This window comes from Streptomyces lincolnensis, assembly GCF_001685355.1.
Lineage (GTDB): Bacteria > Actinomycetota > Actinomycetes > Streptomycetales > Streptomycetaceae > Streptomyces > Streptomyces lincolnensis.
In genome coordinates, this window is sequence record NZ_CP016438.1 from 705,107 (window position 1) to 725,206 (window position 20,100).

16 protein-coding genes and 2 pseudogenes are annotated in these 20,100 nt (G+C 70.8%); 12 read left to right on the top strand and 6 right to left on the bottom strand.

Translation table 11 applies throughout. The features are described 5' to 3' along the window. Window positions 1–7 precede the first annotated feature (7 nt). Together SLINC_RS03260 and SLINC_RS03265 are read left to right on the top strand one after the other, a co-directional pair. Window positions 8–2,782 (top strand): fumarate reductase/succinate dehydrogenase flavoprotein subunit, encoded by a 2,775-nt coding sequence (locus tag SLINC_RS03260; protein WP_182449139.1) that lies wholly within the window; start codon window positions 8–10, stop codon window positions 2,780–2,782. A 182-nt stretch (window positions 2,783–2,964) separates the two neighbouring features. Further along, complete coding sequence (locus SLINC_RS03265; protein WP_067444885.1) at window positions 2,965–3,357, top strand: P-loop nucleotide/nucleoside kinase family protein; 393 nt, start codon at window positions 2,965–2,967, stop codon at window positions 3,355–3,357. Between the two features lie 6 nt (window positions 3,358–3,363). On the opposite strand, the gene SLINC_RS03270 is transcribed toward SLINC_RS03265, so the two are convergent. From SLINC_RS03270 to SLINC_RS03295, 6 genes are all read right to left on the bottom strand, one after another. Continuing rightward, window positions 3,364–3,816: a GNAT family N-acetyltransferase gene (locus tag SLINC_RS03270; protein WP_375141470.1), complete on the bottom strand. Its 453-nt coding sequence runs from the start codon at window positions 3,814–3,816 to the stop codon at window positions 3,364–3,366. Between the two features lie 120 nt (window positions 3,817–3,936). Next, window positions 3,937–4,920 carry an ABC transporter substrate-binding protein gene (locus SLINC_RS03275; RefSeq protein ID WP_067426411.1) on the bottom strand — a complete coding sequence of 328 codons (984 nt, stop codon included), beginning with the start codon at window positions 4,918–4,920 and terminating at the stop codon, window positions 3,937–3,939. A gap of 38 nt (window positions 4,921–4,958) precedes the next feature. After that, window positions 4,959–5,765 carry an amino acid ABC transporter ATP-binding protein gene (locus SLINC_RS03280; protein WP_067426413.1) on the bottom strand — a complete coding sequence of 269 codons (807 nt, stop codon included), beginning with the start codon at window positions 5,763–5,765 and terminating at the stop codon, window positions 4,959–4,961. Continuing rightward, on the bottom strand, window positions 5,762–6,784 hold the full coding sequence (locus SLINC_RS03285) for an amino acid ABC transporter permease (protein ID WP_067426414.1): 1,023 nt from the start codon (window positions 6,782–6,784) through the stop codon (window positions 5,762–5,764). The genes SLINC_RS03280 and SLINC_RS03285 overlap by 4 nt, the downstream gene beginning before the upstream one ends. Before the next feature lie 21 nt (window positions 6,785–6,805). Next, entirely contained in the window at window positions 6,806–7,330 is a 525-nt protein-coding gene (locus SLINC_RS03290; RefSeq protein ID WP_067426416.1) for a GNAT family N-acetyltransferase, read from the bottom strand. Continuing rightward, window positions 7,327–8,478, bottom strand: coding sequence for an LLM class flavin-dependent oxidoreductase (locus SLINC_RS03295; protein ID WP_067444888.1), 1,152 nt, complete (start codon window positions 8,476–8,478; stop codon window positions 7,327–7,329). Before SLINC_RS03295 ends, SLINC_RS03290 begins: the two co-directional genes overlap by 4 nt. Before the next feature lie 670 nt (window positions 8,479–9,148). Between SLINC_RS03295 and SLINC_RS03300 the strand changes: the two genes are divergently transcribed. The 10 genes and pseudogenes from SLINC_RS03300 (at window position 9,149) to SLINC_RS03345 (ending at window position 20,078) form a co-directional block, all read left to right on the top strand. Further along, window positions 9,149–9,718, top strand: a complete 570-nt coding sequence (locus SLINC_RS03300; protein WP_067426418.1) for a winged helix-turn-helix domain-containing protein — start codon at window positions 9,149–9,151, stop codon at window positions 9,716–9,718. 13 nt (window positions 9,719–9,731) lie between these two features. Continuing rightward, window positions 9,732–10,961 (top strand): acyl-CoA dehydrogenase family protein, encoded by a 1,230-nt coding sequence (locus SLINC_RS03305; RefSeq protein WP_067426421.1) that lies wholly within the window; start codon window positions 9,732–9,734, stop codon window positions 10,959–10,961. 222 nt (window positions 10,962–11,183) lie between these two features. Further along, a complete protein-coding gene (locus SLINC_RS03310) occupies window positions 11,184–11,966 on the top strand; it encodes a sulfite exporter TauE/SafE family protein (protein ID WP_067426423.1) in 783 nt (260 codons plus the stop codon). Between the two features lie 55 nt (window positions 11,967–12,021). Beyond that, window positions 12,022–12,816 (top strand): annotated as a pseudogene (locus SLINC_RS03315) (TauD/TfdA dioxygenase family protein); the annotation flags it as partial. A 7-nt stretch (window positions 12,817–12,823) separates the two neighbouring features. After that, window positions 12,824–13,282, top strand: coding sequence for an RrF2 family transcriptional regulator (locus SLINC_RS03320; protein WP_067426424.1), 459 nt, complete (start codon window positions 12,824–12,826; stop codon window positions 13,280–13,282). A gap of 288 nt (window positions 13,283–13,570) precedes the next feature. Further along, window positions 13,571–14,413, top strand: a pseudogene (locus SLINC_RS03325) (serine hydrolase domain-containing protein); the annotation flags it as partial. Next, the gene (locus SLINC_RS03330) at window positions 14,349–15,779 is read left to right on the top strand and encodes a site-specific integrase (protein WP_067426427.1); all 1,431 of its coding nucleotides are present in this window, start codon (window positions 14,349–14,351) and stop codon (window positions 15,777–15,779) included. The pseudogene SLINC_RS03325 and the gene SLINC_RS03330, both read left to right, overlap by 65 nt. Next, a complete protein-coding gene (locus tag SLINC_RS03335) occupies window positions 15,776–17,593 on the top strand; it encodes a hypothetical protein (RefSeq protein ID WP_067426430.1) in 1,818 nt (605 codons plus the stop codon). Before SLINC_RS03330 ends, SLINC_RS03335 begins: the two co-directional genes overlap by 4 nt. Next, window positions 17,590–19,674 carry a hypothetical protein gene (locus SLINC_RS03340; protein WP_152038968.1) on the top strand — a complete coding sequence of 695 codons (2,085 nt, stop codon included), beginning with the start codon at window positions 17,590–17,592 and terminating at the stop codon, window positions 19,672–19,674. Before SLINC_RS03335 ends, SLINC_RS03340 begins: the two co-directional genes overlap by 4 nt. Continuing rightward, window positions 19,671–20,078 carry a hypothetical protein gene (locus tag SLINC_RS03345; protein ID WP_067426434.1) on the top strand — a complete coding sequence of 136 codons (408 nt, stop codon included), beginning with the start codon at window positions 19,671–19,673 and terminating at the stop codon, window positions 20,076–20,078. Before SLINC_RS03340 ends, SLINC_RS03345 begins: the two co-directional genes overlap by 4 nt. Window positions 20,079–20,100: the final 22 nt, after the last annotated feature.

The following is a 20,100-nucleotide window of genomic DNA, read 5'->3' on the forward strand; positions in this document are numbered from 1 at the left end:
CACCCTGGTGGACACTCCCCTGCAGATCCCGGATCTCACCGACGCGGACGAGATCAGCTGCGACGTCCTCGTCATCGGCGGCGGCACCGCCGGCACCATGGCGGCCCTGACCGCCGCCGAGCACGGCGCGGACGTCCTGCTGCTGGAGAAGGCCCACGTCCGCCACTCCGGCGCGCTCGCCATGGGCATGGACGGCGTCAACAACGCGGTCATCCCCGGCCGTGCCGAGCCCGACGACTACGTCGCCGAGATCACCCGCGCCAACGACGGCATCGTCGAGCAGTCCGCCGTCCGCCAGACCGCCACCCGCGGCTTCGCCATGGTCCAGCGGCTGGAGTCCTACGGCGTGAAGTTCGAGAAGGACGAGCACGGCGAGTACGCCGTACGCCAGGTCCACCGTTCCGGCTCCTACGTGCTGCCGATGCCGGAGGGCAAGGACGTCAAGAAGGTCCTGTACCGGCAGCTGCGGCGGCGCGAGATGCGGGAGCGGATCCGGATCGAGAACCGGGTGATGCCGGTGCGCGTACTCACGGCGGAGGGGCGTGCCGTGGGCGCGGTCGGCTTCCACACCCGCACGGGCGCCTTCGTCACCGTCCGCGCGGGCGCGGTCATCCTGGCGACCGGCGCCTGCGGCCGCCTCGGTCTGCCCGCCTCCGGCTACCTGTACGGCACGTACGAGAACCCCACCAACGCGGGCGACGGCTACGCGATGGCGTACCACGCGGGCGCCGAGCTGACCGGTATCGAGTGCTTCCAGATCAACCCGCTGATCAAGGACTACAACGGTCCCGCCTGCGCCTACGTCGCCAACCCGTTCGGCGGCTACCAGGTCAACCGGCACGGCGAACGCTTCGTCGACTCCGACTACTGGTCGGGCCAGATGATGGCGGAGTTCGCGGCGGAAGTGGCGAGCGACCGGGGCCCGGTCTATCTGAAGCTGAGCCACCTCCCGGAGGAGTCGGTCTCGGCCCTGGAGTCGATCCTGCACTCGACGGAGCGCCCGACCCGTGGCACCTTCCACGCAGGCCGCGGCCACGACTACCGCACCCATGACGTCGAGATGCACATCTCCGAGATCGGCCTGTGCGGCGGCCATTCGGCCTCGGGAGTACGGGTCGACGACCACGCCCGTACGACCGTCCCCCGCCTGTACGCCGCCGGGGACCTGGCCTGTGTCCCGCACAACTACATGATCGGCGCGTTCGTCTTCGGGGACCTGGCGGGCGCGGACGCGTCCCAGTACACGCCGTACGAAGGGGAGTTGCCCCTCGACCAGCTCCAGGAGGCGCACGAGCTGATCTACCGCCCGCTGCGCAACCCCGACGGCCCGCCGCAGCCCCAGGTCGAGTACAAGCTGCGCCGCTTCGTGAACGACTACGTGGCCCCGCCCAAGTCCGGCGCCCGGCTGTCGCTGGCCCTGGAGGCGTTCGAGCGGATGCGCGCCGACATCGCCGCGATGGGCGCCGGCACCCCGCACGAGCTGATGCGCTGCGCGGAGGTGAGCTTCATCCGCGACTGCGCGGAGATGGCCGCGCGGGCCTCCCTGGCCCGCACGGAGTCCCGCTGGGGTCTCTACCACGACCGTCTCGACCACCCCCACCGTGACAACGCGTCGTGGTTCCACCACCTCGACCTGCGCAAGTCCCCCACCGGTGCGATGGAGTTCACGGCCCGTCCCGTCGCTCCCTATCTGGTCCCGGTCGACGGCTTCACCGCGGTCGGCGGCTCCTCCCGCCACCTCGGCGAGGTCCACCCGGAACAGGTCGCGACCGCCGGGGCCCGGGAAGCGGCGCCGGTGGCGATACGGCAGGAGCCCGCCCCGACCGACACGACCGCCCGCCCCGGTACCGACACGGAAGCGCCGGCCACACCGCGCCTGCTCGAACTGCTCTCCCTCGCGGAGGACGAGCCCCGGCTCTCCGCCCTGGCGCCCTACCTGACCGACCCCGAGCCCACCGTTCGCCGGACGGCCGTCACCGTGCTGACGGAGACGGTGCCACCGGGCACCGGACCGGCACTGGCCGCCACCCTCGCCGACCCCGACGCCGGCGTCCGCGCAGCCGCGGCCGCCTCACTGCGCGAACTGGTCGAGACGCTGGACCCCGAACCCGCCCTGCGCGACGGCCTCGTCGCCGCCCTGTCCGAAGCCGACCCCCTCGCCCGTGCCGCCGCACTCGACGTCCTGCGCACCCTGCGCCTCGGCGACACCGGGCTGTTCACCGGCTCCCTGTCGGACGCGGACATCGCCGTGCGTATCGCGGCCGTGCGAGCACTCGTGTCGGTCGACGCCGCCGGGGAGCTGGCCCGCGCGGCGGCCGCCGACCCGTCCCGCGAGGTCCGCGTCACCATCGCCAAGGCCCTGTCCACCGTGACCGCGGGACAGCCCGACGGCACCACGTCGGCCGGCCCCGCACCGGACATGATCCTCTCGGCCCTCACCGAGCTCATCGACGATCCCGACGCCCTGGTGCGTGCGGCCGCCTACGAAGCACTGGGCACGACCGGCTGCCCGGCGCCCCTGGCCGCACGCGCGGAAGCAGCCCTGTCCGACCCGGCCTGGCAGGTCCGGGCCGGCGCCGGCACCGCCCTCTCCCATGCGGCCCCCGGCCTCGCCGTACCCGCCCTCGCCAAGGCCCTCACCGACCCGAACGCCGACGTCCGCAAGGCCGCCGTGACAGCACTGACCCGGCACCGCGCCACCGAGGACGCCCGAGCGGCCCTGACCACCGCGACAACGGACCCGGACGCGGACGTGAGGGCCTATGCGGCCCGGGCACTGTGACCGACCGCTGCGAGGGAGACGACGGCCGGCTGCGGCCGGCTCGGCGGCGAGAGCGACGGGCTGTACGGCCATAGCGCCGGGGAACGCACGGCTCCTCAGCCCGCGCGCCCCCAGCGGTGGCGGGACTCCCTCGCCAACGGGTGCTCAAGGGTGCCGCGGAAGCGCTCCGGCAGGATGACCTCATGCTCACCGTCCTCGGGGGTCTTCCCGCCACCGGCAAGACCACGCTGGCCCGTCTCCTGGCCGACCGCACCGGCGCGGTGCATCTGCGGCAGGGGCTGTCCGTGGTCGCCGAGTCGGTCAACCCCCTTGCGGTGACTCGGGACGCGTGGCGCGACGCGGCGGTGCGGGCGGGTGTGCCGTACGTCGAGGTGGAGGTGGTCTGCTCGGATCCGGTCGAGCACCGGCGGCGTGTGGGCGCGCGGTCGGTCGACATCCCGGATCTGCCGCTGCCGGGTTGGGAACAGAACGTCGAGCGGGAGTACGAGCGGTGGCACCGTGAGCGTGCTGTGGTGGACACCGCGGGGCGGAGCGTGGAGGAGTCGTTGGGCTCTCTCCCGCGCGTGCTCGGCTGACGCCGGTTACAGGGTGCGGGTGAAGACGACCATCGGCCGGCCGGGACCGTCGTAGTCCTCCACGACGCGCGCGTCGAAGCCGAGCGTGCGATGGAAGGCGATCGACCCCTTGTTGGTGACCGACGTGATCGCTTTGAGGCGGACCGCTCCCTGGCTACGGGCGATCCCGGTGAAGTGCCTGTAGAGGCGGCGGCCGAGGCCGGTGCCGCGGCTGTCGTCCCGGGTGGCGATCAGGTGGACGTACCCGGTCTGTTCGGGGGTGACGAAGCCGAAGAGGTATCCGCGGATGCCGTCCTCGGCGCGGGCGACCATGCATGTGGCGCCGAACTCCCGCAGCAGCACGGGCTGATGGAGCGCCCGCAGGTCCCGCTCACCCCAGTAGCGGGCGTGGTCCGCAAGCACCTGGCGGAGGTCGCTGACATCTGCGGGGACGATCTCGAGCGGCATGGCTCCGATCATGACACGGGTGGTCGGTGCGGGTGGTGGTCACCGTCGGGACCAGGCCGATCCTGCTCGTGAGCGGCGCGACGCGGGCGGGTGTGGCCACCGCGTCGAGCCGGTCTGCGCCCCCTGGGTGGGCTACCTGTTGGTCTTGGGCAGGCCGGGCGGGTTGATCTCCGACTTGGTCACGGCCTCGTCGGACAGGCCCCAGCGCTTGAGCACCTTCGCGTAGGTGCCGTTGTCGATGACGTGGTTGAGGGCGTCGGCGAGCGGCTCGACCAGACCGCTGTCCTTCTTGGTGGTGGCCGCGATGAGGCCCTGGAGAGTGGCGCCGGCGCCGGAGTAGGTGCCGACGACTTCCGTCTTGCCGGTGGTGGCCGCGTGGTAGGCGGCGGTCGGGTTGGGGCCGAGGTAGAGGTCGATGCGGCCGGACTGGAGGGCGAGGTAGGTGTCGCTGTCGTTCTGGTAGTACTTGATGTTCACGGGCTTGCGGCCGGCCTTCTCGTTTTCCTTGCTCCACTCGATCAGCAGCTTCTCCTGGTTGGTGCCGCTGCCCACCGCGACCGTCTTGCCCGCCACGTCCTCGGGCCCGGTGACCTTCGGACCGCTGCCCTTCTTCGCCTCGAAGCCCAGGTTGTCCTCGCGGTAGGTGGCGAAGTCGTACTTCTCCTTGCGCTCCTCGGTGACGGTGATGTTGCTGAGGCCGACGTCGTATTTGGCGCTGTCCAGGCCGACGAAGATGTTCTCCCAGGAGACCGTGTTGATGTGCGGCTTGAGGCCGAGCACGTCGGCGACGAGGTGGGCGAGGTCGGGTTCGACGCCGATGACGGTCTTGTTGTCGGTGGCGAAGAAGGTCAGCGGCGCGGCCGAGCCGGAGGAGCCGACGATCTCCAGGGTTCCTCTCTTGCGGATCTCCTCCGGGACCTCGGCGGCGATGGAGTCGACCTTGCCGGTGGTGATGCGGTCCTGGTCCGGGCTGATGTTGATCTTCGTCTTGCTGCCCGACGTGGCCGCGACCTCGGTCGTACCGCCGTCCGTGGGGTTGCTGCACGCGGCGAGGAGGAGAGCGGCGGTGAGTCCCGTCGCGGCTGCGGCGGTGCGGCGGGTGATCGAGGTGGACATGGTCGTGCTCCTCGCGTGCGGAAAGGGGTGAGGGGTGGTCACAGGACCTTGGAGAGGAACGCGCGGGTGCGTTCGTGCTGCGGGTTGTCCAGGACGGCGGCGGGTGCGCCCTGCTCCACGACGACTCCGCCGTCCATGAACACCACGGTGTCGGCGACCTCGCGGGCGAAGCCGATCTCGTGACTCACGACGATCATGGTGGTGCCGGTGCGGGCCAGGTCCTTGATGACGTCGAGGACTTCGCCGACCAGTTCCGGGTCGAGTGCCGAGGTGGGCTCGTCGAAGAGCAGCACCTTCGGCTCGACGGCGAGTGCGCGGGCGATGGCGACGCGCTGCTGCTGGCCGCCGGAGAGCTGCCGCGGATAGGCATCGGTCTTGTCGGCGAGCCCGACCCGGTCGAGCAGCCGACGGGCGGTTTCCTCCGCCTCCTTGCGGGGGCGGCGCAGCGCGGAGACGGGTGCCTCGATCAGGTTCTCCAGCACGGTCAGATGCGGGAAGAGGTTGAAGTTCTGGAAGACGAACCCGATGTGGGTGCGCTGCTTCAGTACGTCCTTCTCCTTCAGTTCGTGCAGCTTGTCGCCGGAGCGGCGGTAGCCGATGAGCTCGCCGTCGATGCTGATCCAGCCCTGGTTGACCTTCTCCAGGTGGTTGATGGCGCGCAGCAGCGTGGACTTCCCCGAGCCGGACGGGCCGAGGATCACGGTGACCTCGCCGGCCCGGACCTGGAGGTGGACGCCGCGCAGCACTTCCAGCGGGCCGAAGCTCTTGTGGACGCCGTGGACGTCCACCATCACGCCGTCCACCGTCGGCTCCGCGTCCTTGACGGGCACCGTCACGTCACTCATCGGCTGTCTCCCAAGGGCTTCAGGGGTACGACGGGCTGGTTGCGCTGTGCGGCGGCCGCGCGCAGGTTGCGCACGAAGCGCCGGGCACGCTGGAGTGGGGTGGGCGGCGGGGTGCGGTTGGCGCCCCGGGCGTAGCGGCGCTCCACGTAGTACTGGGCGACCGACAGCAGGGAGGTGAGGACGACGTACCAGGCGGTGGCGACCAGCAGCAGCGGGATCACGCGGCCGTTGCGGCCGTAGATGACCTGCACCTGGTAGAACAGCTCGCCGATGGACATCACGTAGACCACCGAGGTGCCCTTGAGCAGGCCGATGATCTCGTTGCCCGCTGTGGGCAGGATGGCGCGCATGGCCTGCGGCAGCATGATGCGGCGGATCTGCCGCAGCCGGGGGATGCCGAGTGCGGCGGCTGCTTCGAGCTGTCCGTGATCGACGGAGATGACGCCGCCGCGGACGATCTCGGCGGCGTACGCGGCCTGGTGCAGCGTCAGCCCGATGATGGCGGCGCCGATGGTGCCGATGAGGTTGTTGCTGTCGACGGACCAGAACACCGGTCCGAAGGGGATGCCGACGCCCAACGACTCGTACAACGCGCTCAGGTTGAACCAGAACACCAGCTGGACGATCATCGGGATGGAGCGGAAGATCCAGATGTAGGTCCAGGCGACGGTCTGGAGCACCGGGCTGCGCGACAGCCGCATGAAGGCCAGGACGGTGCCCAGGAGGAAGCCCAGCACGGTGGCGTACGCGGTGAGCTGGAGGGTCACCCACACCGCCTGGACGATCGTCTCGGACAGGATGTAGTCGCGGAAGACGTGCCATTCCCATACGGGGTTGGTGGCCAGGCCGTGGGCGAACTGGGCGACCAGCACGATCACGGCGACGGCCGCCACCCAGCGGGCGTAGTGGCGGGCGGGGACGACCTTGAGCGAGGCCGGATCGTGCGGGGCGGGCGGTGCTTCGGGGCCGGTGCCCGGGGTGGCCGCGCCGGGCGGTGCGGTGTCGGTGGTGGATGTCATCGTGATGTTCCTGCTCAACTTTTATGTGTGCTCGGGCGGCGGGATGTCGAGGTGCTTCTCGAAGGGCAGCGGGCCGATGGTTTCCGGGTCGGCTTCCGTGTCGAACAGCGGCAGGTAGCCGGTGACCAGGTACAGCCCCCGCGCCTCGGGCTGGCGCGGACCGGTGGTCAGGTAGATCCGCCGGTAGCCGCGTGCGTGCGCCTCGCGCTCCAGCTCGGCGACGACGCGGCGGGCGAGGCCGCGCCGCCGGTGGGCGGAGTGGGTCCAGATCCGCTTCAGCTCGGCCGTGTTCGCGTCGTACCGGCGGAAGGCGCCGCCCGCGACCGGCTCTCCGCGCTCCAGGAGCAGCAGCAGGACGCCGCCGTACGGCGCGGTGAACTCCTCGTCGGGGTAGCGGGAGATCTCGGCGTGGGCGTCCTTGCCGTAGCGCGCGGAGTACTCGTCGCCGAGTTCTCGCAGGAGCGGCTCGACCCGAGGGTCGGACACCGGCACTTCGATGACGGTCAACTCGGCTGCTGAAGACGGAGGTTGGGCGACCGAGGTCATCCGCTCACCGCCGCCAGGGTCTGCGTCCCGCGTGCCGCCCGCTCGGCATCGCGCTTGGCGACCTCCTCGCGGACGATCGGGATCACGTGCCGTCCGAAGTCGACGGCGTCGCCCAGCAGGTCGTAGCCGCGCGCGGAGAGGATGTCGACGCCGAGGTCGTAGTAGTCGAGCAGCGCCTGGGCGACTGTCTCCGGGGTGCCGACCAGCGCGTTGGAGTTGCCCGCACCACCGGTCGCGGCGGCGGTGGGTGTCCACAGGGCTCGGTCGTAGCGCTCCCCCGCCTCGGCGATGGCGACCAGCCGCTGCGAGCCGACGTTTTGAGGTGTTGCGGCCTGCGGCTGGGTATGCCCGTTGTGGCGCTTGGTGATCGTCTCGCCCTTCTCCTTGCGGGCCTTGATCGCGCCGACCGTGCGGTGGGCCTTCTCCCAGGCGAGTCCCTCGGTCGGGGCGATGATCGGGCGGAAGGCGACCTGGATGCGGGGCACGTCGGTGCGGCCCGCGGCCCGCGCTGCGGCCTTGACGTTCTCGATCTGCTCGGCGGTCTTCGCCAGGGGCTCGCCCCACAGGCAGTAGATGTCGGCCTCGGCGCCGCCGGCGGCGTGCGCGGCGGGAGACGAGCCGCCGAACGACACGTTCGGGCGGGGCTGTTGGACGGGGAAGACATCGCTGACGAAGTCGTGGAAGCGGTAGTGCTCGCCCTCGTGGTCGAAGGGCTCATGGGTGGTCCAGATCTTCTTGACGATGCGGATGTACTCGCGGGTGCGGGCGTAGCGCTCGTCCTTGGTGAGGGTGTCGCCCTCGCGGCCCTGTTCGCGGTCGTTGCCGCCGGTGATGAAGTGCACGGTCAGCCGGCCGTCGCTGATCTGGTCGAGGGTGGCGAAGGTCTTGGCGGCGAAGGTGGGGTACGAGACGTTGGGCCGGTGGGCGAGCAGGATCCGCAGGTGCTCCAGCCGGCTCGCGATGTACGCGGCGGCCGGCGCGGGGTCCGGCGAACCGGAACCGTAGGCGAACAGCACCCGGTCCCAGCCGTGGTCCTCGTGCGCCCGGGCGAGCCGGAGCGTGTACTCCTTGTCGAACGCGGCGCCGGAGCGCGGCGTGGTTTCGGAGCCGTCGTTGGTGGCGGCGATGCCGAGGAACTCCACGGGCATGGGCATGGCCTTTCGGGGATTTCCGGCGGCACGCAGGCATGGCGGAATCGCCTTGCGTGCAGGCATGAGTGAACTGACCGTCAGGCAGACGGGTCGGTGCAGGCGTGACGACGTCGAGCGTCGGGAGAAGCAGAGCGGCGGCAGCGCGCGTGAAGACAGAACGCGGCCCGCGACGGGGTCACCGAGAGAGGTAAGGGCCGGTCAGACGGCCCGCTGCCGAGTCAGCCGCAACACGCCGCGGACCACACTCGACCGAAGTCGATGTGATCGCGCGAGACCAAGCGCTGCTGGGCATTCATGCGACTACTTGAGCAGTACATCGCGGCACTCGTCAAGCAACGCCCGGATACCGGACCGCCTCGACCAGCGCCTCTCTGCGCGGCGGTTCCTCTCAGAGTGTGAGACCTTCCCTACTTTCCCTATGGGATTACTAGGGAAGCCTTGACGGCCTTCACCAAGAGTGCGCAGGATGATGAGCATGTCCCGTAAGCAGCAACGACTCGTTCGTCGTCGGCATGTCGACTTTGGTCACGTCGTCAGTGCCGCCTGCTGTCACGCGTAAGGCACGCGGCTCGCACATTCACCCGTGCCGCTCCGCCCCCTTCCAGGCGATCAGGCGAAGTCACCCGCCACGTCTGACGGCCCGACACACTTCTGAGGGACAACCGCCATGACCACTGCCCTTCCGGCCCAGGCCACCCCACACGATCCGCCGCTCTCCGACACACCGCATCTCCGCCTGGTGGGCGACACCGCACACAGGGACATCCGGGAGCACACTTCCGCGCCGCTCGTCGGCTACCTCGTGCTCGTCCCCGAGGGCACCGATCCCGCCGAGCTCTTCGTCAAGGACAGGCCCCGGCCCGAGATCCGGCCGGTCGGCGTCGCGGACTCGGCCCCTGTCCGCCGGACGCGAGACGACGCCGTCCGCATCGATCTCGCGCGGCATGTCGCCGAGGTGGACGGACGCGAACTCGACCTCACCTACCTGGAGTTCGAGCTGCTGGCGCATCTCGTTCAGCGTCCCCACCACGTGCAGTCGCGCGATGGACTGGTGGCCGCCGTCTGGGGCTACGACCACATCGGCGACGGCCGCACGGTTGATGTCCACGTCGCCCGTCTGCGCCGCAAACTGGGTGAGGCTCACCGCCACCGGATCGTCACCGTTCGGCGCGTGGGCTACAAGTACGTGCCCGACCAGCAGGTGAGCCCCAACGCCGCGCTCTGCGGCCGACCTTGAGGAGACAACTTCCATGGGCCCTGCCTCGGCGCCGCCCGGCTCCACCTCTCCGTCCGACCGGACCGGGCCCGGGCGAGCTCACTGGCTGCGCGTGGCCCGCGAGGCGGCGGACGACCTGGCCACGGACGCGGTGACCAGGGAGCAGGCGGGCAAGGCCCCGTTCGACGAGGTGTCCCGGCTGCGCGAGGCAGGACTGCTGACATGCCTGATGCCGACCGGGTCCCAGGAAGGCGGCCCGGACCGGCTGACGGCCTACGCCGTCGTACGGGAGATCGCCGCAGCCGACGGCGCGATCGGTCAACTGCTCGGCTCTCACTACTTCCTGTCGTGGAGCGCCCGGTTCTTCGCGGGGCCCGCTCTCGCCGCGCAGATCGAGGAGCGGTCCGCGGCTGAGGAGTGGTGTTGGGGCGGCGGTTTCGCGCGTCAGGAGCCGGCGCTGATGCTGACCAGGGCATCCAAGGGCCTGGTGCTCAACGGTCGGCAGAGCTATACCACCGGGGTCCTGGTCGCCGACCGTCTCGCCGTGCGCGCCATGCGGCAGGACACGGGTGAACCACTCGCCGTCGTGGTGGATCCCACTCGTCGCGGTGTGGTGATCGACGGCGACACCGACCCGTTCGGGCAACGGCTCGCGGCCGGCGGCAGCGTGGAGTTCGACGACGTACGGGTGGGTGCCGAGGACGTGCTCGGCTCGCTGTCCGCGGACGAGGACCTGCTGGCGCCCCGGGCCGCCCTGGCGGCTCCGGTCGGGCGTCTGTTCTCCGCCCAGGTCCTTCTCGGCATGGCCGAGGGAGTGCTCGCCGAAGCCCGTGAGTACAGCAGGACGGGCCACGCACCCGGGCACCCCGCCTGGCCGGCCGGCACCCCGCACGACCCGCAGGTGCAGACCGCCTACGGAGAACTCACCGTCCTCACCCGCTCCGCGTCCGCACTCACCGATCAGGCACTGGAAGCCGTGCGCGGCGGGCTGGAACGCGGCGAAGAGCTCACCTACGACGAGTCCGCGGACATCTCCGCCCTCGTGGCCATGGCCGAAACCGCCGCGGCCAGGGCAGCGCAGGAGTCCACCACCCGCGCCCCGGAAATCGTCGGTGCCCGCTCCACCTCGGCGCGGCTGGGCTTCGACCGGTTCTGGCGCAATACCCGAACCCACACCCTGTACGAGCCCGTCACCCACCGGCTCCGCGATGTGGGGCACTACTTCCTCAACGGCGCTCCCCCTCCGTTCGTCCTGCCCGCCTGACCGGGAGGCATCGTCCTGCCCGCCTGACCGGATGGCGTCGTCCTGCCCGCCTGACCGCGAGGCGGGGACGTGCGGGGAAACCGATTCCACGGTCCCACCCATGCCTGAGCCGGCCGACCCGCTGCCAGGATCCCTGGCTGTCGACGTGGTCAGCGGCCCTGAGGGACGGCAGCGGGGACCACGGCAGCGATACTGGCCGGACGTTCGAATCGGAGGGCTGCCGTGACGTGGTCGACGGGGCTGACAGGTCTGGCCGTCGGTCTGCTCATAGCGGTGGTGACCGCGCCGGTGGGCGTTTCGGGGGCGGTGTTCCTGCTTCCCGTGCAGTTGAGCGTGCTCGGGGTGCCCAGCCCGGCGGTCACGCCCACCAACCTGCTGTACAACGTGGTGGCCGGGCCCGGCGCCCTGCTGCGCCACCACCGAGACGGCCTGCTGCACAGCCCGCTGACGCGCCGGCTGGTGACCGGCACTCTGCCCGGGGTGGTCATCGGCGCCGTGGTACGAGTCTTCGCCGTCCCGGGGGCCACCGCGTTCCGCCTTCTGATCGCAGCTCTCCTGATCCCGCTGGGCCTGTGGCTCATCGGGCGCACCCTCCCGCCCACCCGGCCGGCCCCGGCCGCGGAACCCTCCCCCCGAGCCGTCACCACACTGGCGCTGGCCGTCGGCGTTGTCGGCGGGATCTACGGGATCGGCGGCGGATCCATCATCGGCCCCGTCCTGGTCGGCCGGGGCATGCCCGTCGCCCGGGTGGCGCCGGCCGCCCTCGCCTCCACCTTCGCCACCTCGGTGGCCGGTGCCGCGGCCTTCGCGCTGTTGTCCCTGACCGGCTCCGGTGACACCGCCCCTGACTGGTACCTCGGCCTGGCCTGCGGTCTCGGCGGGCTGATCGGCGGCTACCTCGGGGCACATCTGCGACCTCGTCTGCCCGAGACCGCACTTCGCCTCCTGCTCGGCGCCCTGGCCACCGCCCTCGGCGCCGTCTACGCCGTACAGTCACTGCGCTGACGGCCGGGGCCGGCACACACGGCAGTCACCACGCCGCCGCTCACCCGGAGAATAGGCACTCGTCTTCCTCGACCAGCACCTCGACGACGCCGGCCAGCTCCGCTTCGCCTCCCTCTTCGGTGAACTCACCACCGCGCACCCCACGGTCCCCTCCGTCGACGGCCGGCCCCACATCCTGCCCGTCGACGGCGACGAGGGCATCCGTGCCAACCGGTGGCACACCGCCGTCACCTTCGTCCGTACGCCCCCGAAGGCGTCCATGCTGCGCGGCATCGTGACCCCGCCCTACGGCGGCAACACCCCCATCGCCAACTCGGCCGCCGCCTACCGGGATCTCCCCGAGCCGCTGCGCGAGCCGGCCGACAAGCTGTGGGCCGTACACACCAACGACTATGACTACGCCGCCCCGAAGAACGAAAAGGCGGCCGAACACCGCAGGCGGTTCGTCTCCCGCAAGTACCGCACCGCCCACCCTGTCGTCCGCGTCCACCCCGAGACCGGGGAACGCGGACTGTTCATCGGCGGCTTCGCCCAGAGCATCGTCGGCCTCGGCCCCTCCGACTCCCGCGACCTGCTGCGCATCTTCCAGGCGTACGTCACCCGCCCCGAGAATCTCGTGGGTGTGACCTGGACGCCGGGCGACCTCGTCCTCTTCGACAACCGCATCACCCAGCACTACGCGCCCGACTACGGCGACCTGCCGCGCCTGTTGCACCGGGTGACCGTCGCGGGCGACGTCCCCGCAGGCGTCGACGGCACCCTCAGCCACGTCCTCAAGGGTGACGACGCCTCCCACTACACCCCCGGCGCCCCTCCCGAAACGAACTCCGACCGAAGCCGTACGGGATAATGCGCACATGCGGATCTCAGCCAGAGCGGACTACGCGGTACGTGCCGCACTACAGCTCGCCGCTTCACGGGACGACGAGCCGCTGAAGGCGGAGGCCATCGCCGACGCCCAGGACATCCCGCACAAATTCCTGGAAAGCATCCTGAACGACATGCGCCGGGGCGGTCTCGTCCTCAGCCAGCGTGGCGTCAACGGCGGCTACCGGCTGGCCAAGCCCGCGGAGACCATCAGCATCGCCGACGTCATCCGCACTATGGACGGACCGCTGGTCTCGGTGCGCGGGATCCGCCCCCCGGAGCTGTCCTACACCAGCCCCGCCGACTCACTGCTCCCCCTGTGGATCGCGTTGCGGTCCAATGTGCGCGAGATCCTTGAGGGCGTATCGCTCGCCGACGTCGCATCGGCCCAACTGCCCGCCGACGTTTTCGCGTTGACCAACGCTCCGGACGCCTGGGTCAACCCCTGACACGCGGACCAATCGCCACCGATCCCAAAGGTGGTACGCGTACACCCTGCCGGAGCTGATGCCATGCGGGGGGAAGGCTGGGCCCGGGCCCCGTTCGAAGCCCGCGCGATGTGTTCGCGCGAGTCGTCGCAGAACAAGGAGGCGGTGCCGCCGCCCTGGCGATCCACCTGGACGGGCATCCTGCCGTAGACCTGTCGTACGGCAGCCCTCGCGCCGCCCGGTACCTGTTGTTCTCCGTCTCCAAAGGCGTCTCGGCGATCGCCCGCCCAGCACGCGCACGCCGACGGACGGCTCGACCTCGATGCCCCGATCTGCGATGCCTGGCCCGCCATGCGGCGGACGGCGACCCGTCGTATCACCACCCGCCACGTGCTCAGCCATCAGGCGGGGCTGCCCCTGGTCGACCAGGAGCTCACCGTGGAAGACCACCTGGCCGGCCGGCTCGAACCCGCCCTGGAGCGACAGGAACCCTACTGGGAGCCGGGGACGAAGCACGGCTACCACGCCATCATCTACGGCACCCTGCTCGACGGCGTCCTCCGGCGGGCCCTGGGCACCAGCGTCGCCGAGTACATCCAGGCACACATCCGGCAGCCGCTCAGCCTCGACCTCGCACTCGGGGTCCCGCCACCGGACACCCACGCCGTGCTGCCCCTGCGGACACCGCCTCCGATGCGCACCCCGTTGCAGTCGGCCCGCCCCGGGCTGCTCTTCGACGCCGTCGGCCTCGGACTGCTCGATGATCCCTCGGCCTTCAACCAACCGGACGTTCGCGCAGCACCCTGGCCAGCGACCAACCTGGTCGCCAGCGCCCGCGATCTGGCACGGCTGTATGCCGCGAGCGTCGGACCGGTCGACGGCGTACGCCTGCTGGACGCCGAGAGCAGTGCCGCACTCGCCCGCACCCGCTCGATCGGGCCCGACGAGGTCCTCGGCGAACCGTCCCACTTCGGTTATGCGCTGTTGAGCTGTCCACGGGCTATCGTCCACCGTCATGTCGATCACCGGTTGGCGGGTGCACTTCACTCGCCGAGACCTGGCGAGGCCGTGCGAAGTGACCCCATTTATGCAGGAGTTCAGCGCCCTGTTCGCCGGTCTCAACGAGGTCTTGGACGATCGGGGAGTCCCTGAGGGGCAGCCGTTCCTGATCAGTCCGGCGGGCGGTTACGACGTGGCGCTGAACCGGTACTTCTCGGTGTGGCTGGCGTCGTCACCGCGGAACACCCAGGCCGCCCATGCCCGGGACTTGCGCACGTACTTCGACTTCCTGTGGTTCGCGCGAGGCCGGCATGACTGGCGTGACGCGTCCATGGATGACCGGGCGGCGTACGAGTGGTGGCGTCGTCGTGATGAGCGTGGACCTCGCCTGGAAGACACCAGCTGGGACCGGGAGGTGTCCACGGTCAACCAGTTCTACCTGTGGGCGATCGAGCAGGACCTCGTGAGGGCCAATCCCATCCGCCAGCGCGCGGCCGCAGTGTGGTCGCCCTGGCGGGTCGGGACCGGCGCGGGCATGGTGCGGCAGGTGCCGGCGGAGATGTCGCACACGGGGTCTAGGCGGGAGGTGAAGTGGCTGCCACCTCGGTCGTACCGGCTGTGGCGCAATGTCGGACTGTGCGGCTATGACGCGCAGGAGATGCCCCGGCGGGGGTTCCGCGGAAGATGGGCGGCACGGAACGCGGCGTACGCGGACTCGATGGTCCGTACGGGCCTGCGGTTGTGCGAGCACTCGGCGCTGACGGTGTTCGACCTGCCAGAGCTGCCACCTGCGGTGTCGGGGGTCGTCAACGCGCGGGCGGTGCTGCCGCACGCGATCTCTAAGGGGAGGTCGGGGCGGGCGGTGTACTGGCCGGTGTCGGTGCTGCGGGATGTGCGCGATTACATGGAGTGGGACCGGGCCGAGATGCTCGACTACGGCCGCTCGCGCGGCTTCTACGTTCCAACGCACCGGTCGCTGCTGGTGGAGGACCCGGCCGTGCCGCGGGTGCGGATGGGTGGCCGGTGGGTGCCGGTGGCCCGTCTGGATGACGGCGAGCGGCGCCGGCTGCTGGTGGCGACGGCTGACGGCGGGTGGGAGCCGGCGATGGTGTGGCTGAACCAGTGGGGTCTGCCGATGACGATGTCGGGGTGGAAGCAGGTGTTCGCCGACGCCAACGCGCGGTGTCGTGCCCAGGGTGTAGATGTGGGGGCGACGCCGCACATGCTGCGGCATTCGTACGCGGTGATCACGCTGGAGTTGCTGTGGCGGGGGCATCTGCAGGCGCTGGGGGAGATGAACGAGCGGCAGCGGCTGACGTATCAGCGGGTGTTCGGTGATCCGCTGAACTGGGTGCGGATCAGGCTCGGTCACCGCTCGGCGACGACCACGGCGCTGTACTTGCACACCTTGCAGGAGCTGGAGATGCGTACCCGGTTGGAGCTGGTGCCGGAGGGGGCGTGGGAGCCGGCGGGCTTCAGCGAGGAGGGCTGGCTGGAGCGGTCGGAGGTGGTCGCGTGAGCAAGGAGGTGCCCCGCGCGGGCCGCGGCCGTGCGGCGGCTGTGCCCGACGGCTTCTACGAGCCGCCCCCAGTGGTGGAGTTGCCCGAGGACGGCGGTGCGCCGGTGGTGCGGTTCACCGGTGAGGACGGCCGCGAGCGCGTGTTCCGGTTCGAAGAGTTGCCGCTGCCGGGGCTGCACCGGGACTTCGCGCACGCGCTGGGGGTGCGGATCGGGCCCGGCGGCGGGCGCCGCACGCAGCGGGCGGCGAGCAGCCAGTGGCAGACGGTCAAGCGGTTCCTGCTGCTCCTGGACCAGCTTGCGGAACCGCCGCGCCGGGTTCAGGAGCTGCGGGTGCGTCACCTGGAGCGGTACCTGATGTCGAGGCGCCAGACGTGTGGGGAGATTTCCGCCCGACGGAACCTTCAGGATCTGCTGCGGATCGTGCGCGTCCTGCCCGGTCAGGACCGGCTGGACGGGGCCGTGGCGGACTATGCCGGGCAGCCCGGGCACGGCGTGGATGCGCAGCAGGCTGCGCGTCCGGGGTACTCCGATCGCGAGTTCCAGGCCATCATGGCCGCCGCCCGCTCGGACGTGGCAGCCATCCGCGACCGGATCATGGCAGGCGAGAGGCTGCTGGGGCGCTTCCTCGCCGGCGACGAAACCATGTCGGTGGCTGAGCGGGAGCAGGGGGCGCGGCTGGAGGCGATGGCGGCCACGGGCCGGGTCCAAGTCGACTACCGCGGGCTGACGGTGGGCGAGTATCCGGCGGCCTGCTACGCGCAGGCGCGGCAGTTGTTCGTGATCGACCCGGACCTTGCCCCGCTGCTGATCTATGCGGCCGGGCTGAGCGGCCGCAACCCGGAGACGCTCAAGGAACTGCCCGCCGAGCACCGGCTGCTGGAGGAGCGCGCGGTAGCGGTCACGCTGACCAAGCGCCGCCGGGGCAAGGCCAACTCCCGTACGACAGTGCACTGGAGCGTGGACGGGGAGCGGGAGCTGCGGACGATGGGCGGCTTCTACCTGCTGCTGCACCGGATGATGGGCCGAAGCCGGGCGTTGTCCGGGACCGGGTCGGTGTGGTCGATCTGGGCGGGCAACGGCCGCGGTGGTGTCCTCAATGCCGCCACTGGCGGGCACATCGGTCCCTTCGATGCGGAGCTGGCCCGCAAGCTGAAGCTCGGGGCGTGGGCCGGGCGTCACGGCCTGGTGGGCGATGACGGAAAGCCGCTGCAGATGATGGTGACGCGCATCAAGAAGACCGTGGAGGTGCGCACGGCGAAGCAGGTCGGAGGGCATCTGCCGTCCGCGCGGGTGACGAACACAGCGGACACCTCCTTCACTCACTACCTGCGCACGGACCCGTTTGTCACCGAGTGGGCGGCCGACGTACTCACTGAGGCGATCACCGACGCGGAGGAGAGCGCCCGCGCCGTCGTCGTCCGCCTCGGCGCCGGGGAGGTGGCTGCCGTGCCGGAGCGGGTGCGCGAGCAGGCGGCCGCGGGCGAACTCGACACGCTGGCCAGTGCGTGCACGGACATCGAGAACGCACCCGGCGGCGGACGATGCCAGCAGTCGTTCCTGACCTGCTTCGGCTGCCCCAACGCCCTGGTGATGGAGCGCCATCTCCCGGCTCTGCTCTCCCTGGCCGAGGCTCTGCGCGAGGACCTTCAGCGCCAGGACGTCGGGCAGTGGACGGCCCGGTACGGGACAACCTGGCAGATCCTCACCCGCGACATCCTGCCCCGCTTCAGCCCCGCCCAGCGTGCCGCCGCCCAGGAGACACAGCCCCACCTGATGCTCGACCTTCTGCACGGGCCGAAGGAGTGGTCATGACACACGCTGCCGAAGCGCCAGTACATCGCGCCGCCGTGCCCGAAGACGCCCTGGTCCTGGCCACGCGTCCGCTGCGCGCCGAGGCCCAGATGGAAGAGACCTCCCGGTACGGCGATGACGTATGGACGCTGACGCCGGCGTGGCTGCGCGCAGACCGCAAGCCCCACCAGCTCGACTTCACGCAGGTCCCGCACGCTCACCGGGACACCGCCAAGCTCCTGTTCTACGCCCTGCTGATCCAGGACACCCCGCCCGGCGAAGAGCCGATCACGATCTCCAGCATCCGTGCCTATTTCACCTGCGTACGCCACTTCCTGGGGTGGGCACAGAGCCGTCAGCTCCCACTGGCGCAGCTGACGGGCGAGGACCTGGATGCCTACCACGCCGAGCTGACGTCGCTGCGGATGTCGGTCAGTGGGGTCTATCGCAACCGCCGTGCCGTGCGCCTGCTGTGGGCCTACCGTTCCCGCTTGGCCGACCACCTCGGGCAGGATCCGCTGCGGCGGGCGCTGTGGCAGGCATGGGCGCGCGGCAACCCCCGGCGGTATGACGAGAACCTCACCGACCGCATCCCCGAGCACATCATGGGACCCTTGCTGACCTGGGCGCTGCGCTGGGTGGACGACCTCGCCGACGACGTGCTCGCCGCTCGTGCCGAGCGCGACGGCATCGACGCACGCCCGCCTGCCCACCCCGATCCGCTCGTGGCCCTGCAGGCTGTACTGGCCGACTTCCGCCGGCGCGGACAGCCGCTGCCGGCTGCACCTGCCCGGCTGGCCACGGGATGGCGCGGCAGAGGGGGGTACCCGAACCTCGCTTACCTGGCCCGGCTCGCCGGCCATCCGTCCTACCCGTTCAGAAAGGCCCGCTCCAGGCGTCTGATCGAGGAGGCGGTCCGCGACCTCGGTGTGGGCACCGACTCCCCCCTGCGACACGTCCCGCAGGCGCAGGTGGACGGTCAGCGGTGGCTGGAGCAGATCTCCTACTACGAGGTTGGCCAGTTCGAGCGGCTGCTGCAGGTGTCCTGCTGGATCGTCATCGCCTACCTCTCCGGCCTTCGCGACTCCGAGATCAAACACTTGCGGCGCGGTTGCGTGAGCGCCCAGCGCGACGCCGACGGCCGTATCTACCGCTACCGGCTTCACGGACTGGCCTTCAAGGGCGAAGGAGTCCATGGCGCGGCCGCCACCTGGATCGTCACCGCTCCCGTCGCACGGGCCGTCGTCGTCCTGGAGCGCTGCCAGCCAGCCGACGAGCCCTACCTGTTCGCGCATCCGCTCAAATCGGCCAACCACCAGCGCCACCACGTGGCCGGGCGCGTGCGCACCAGCGCCACCACCATCAAGGATATCACCGCACTGGCCAGGTGGATCAACGCCTACTGCGCCGCTCACTCACGCGTGGATACGATCCCCGCGGACAAGGGGCGCCTGCCGCACCTGACGCCCCGGCAGTTCCGACGCACCCTGGCCTGGTTCATCGCCCGCCGCCCGGGCGGCACCATCGCCGGCGCCCTGCAATACCGCCACCAGCGCATCCAGATGTTCGAGGGCTACGCCGGCACCAGCGACTCCGGCTTCCGTGACGAGGTCGAGGCCGAAGAAGCCTTCGCCCGCGGCCAGTTCCTCGCCGAGCTGGGCACCGACGACGACCGGCCGACTCTGACCGGTCCCGCAGGCCCGGAAGCCGAAGCCCGACTTGCCGAGCTCGCCCGCCGCACCGTCTTCGCCGGCCAGGTTGTCACCGACGAAGCCCGCCTGCGGCGCATCCTGGCCCGTCACGACACCCACATGTACCCGGGGACCTTCGTCACCTGCGTCTACAACCCGGACCGCGCCCTGTGCCGCGCGCCCGCCGACCCCGGCCACCAGCCGGCCTTGGCCGACTGCCAGCCCCTGGCCTGCCGCAACACCGCCCTCACCCCCGCCAACCACCAAGCCCTCTCCAGCCACCTTGCTCAGCTGGAGAACGCCCTGGACGACGGCGCCCGCCTCGCCCCCTACGTCCGACACCGTCTTCAGGAACAGCACCGTGCCACGGCCGCGTTCCTGGCCCGCCACGATCCGGAGCCCGCCGAGTGAAACGAGCCCTGCCCGACGCCGACACCGTCAAGGCCGCCATCGACACCGTCTTCGACGAGGCGTCCGCCAGCGGACGCAGGCCGACCGTCACCGCCATCGAGCGCCGCCTCGGCATCCCCCACGCCACCTTCCACCGCCACTACGCCGACCTGATCGACACCCACTTCCGGCCCCGGATCCCCGCGGCCCGCAACCAGACGCGCACGGACCGGCCGATGACCGACGAGCCCAAGGAGGAGAATCTCCGCCGGCTGCGGCAGGAAAACACCGACCTGCGCCGCACCCTCGCCCTGTACGAGGAGGCCATCCGGCAACTCACCCTCGAAAACCACGCCCTGCGCGGCGGCAGCAGCGTCATCCCCCTGCCCACCCGCAGCCGAACCTCCGCACCATCACAGCCCTGACCTGGGCCCCGTCCGGGCCGTC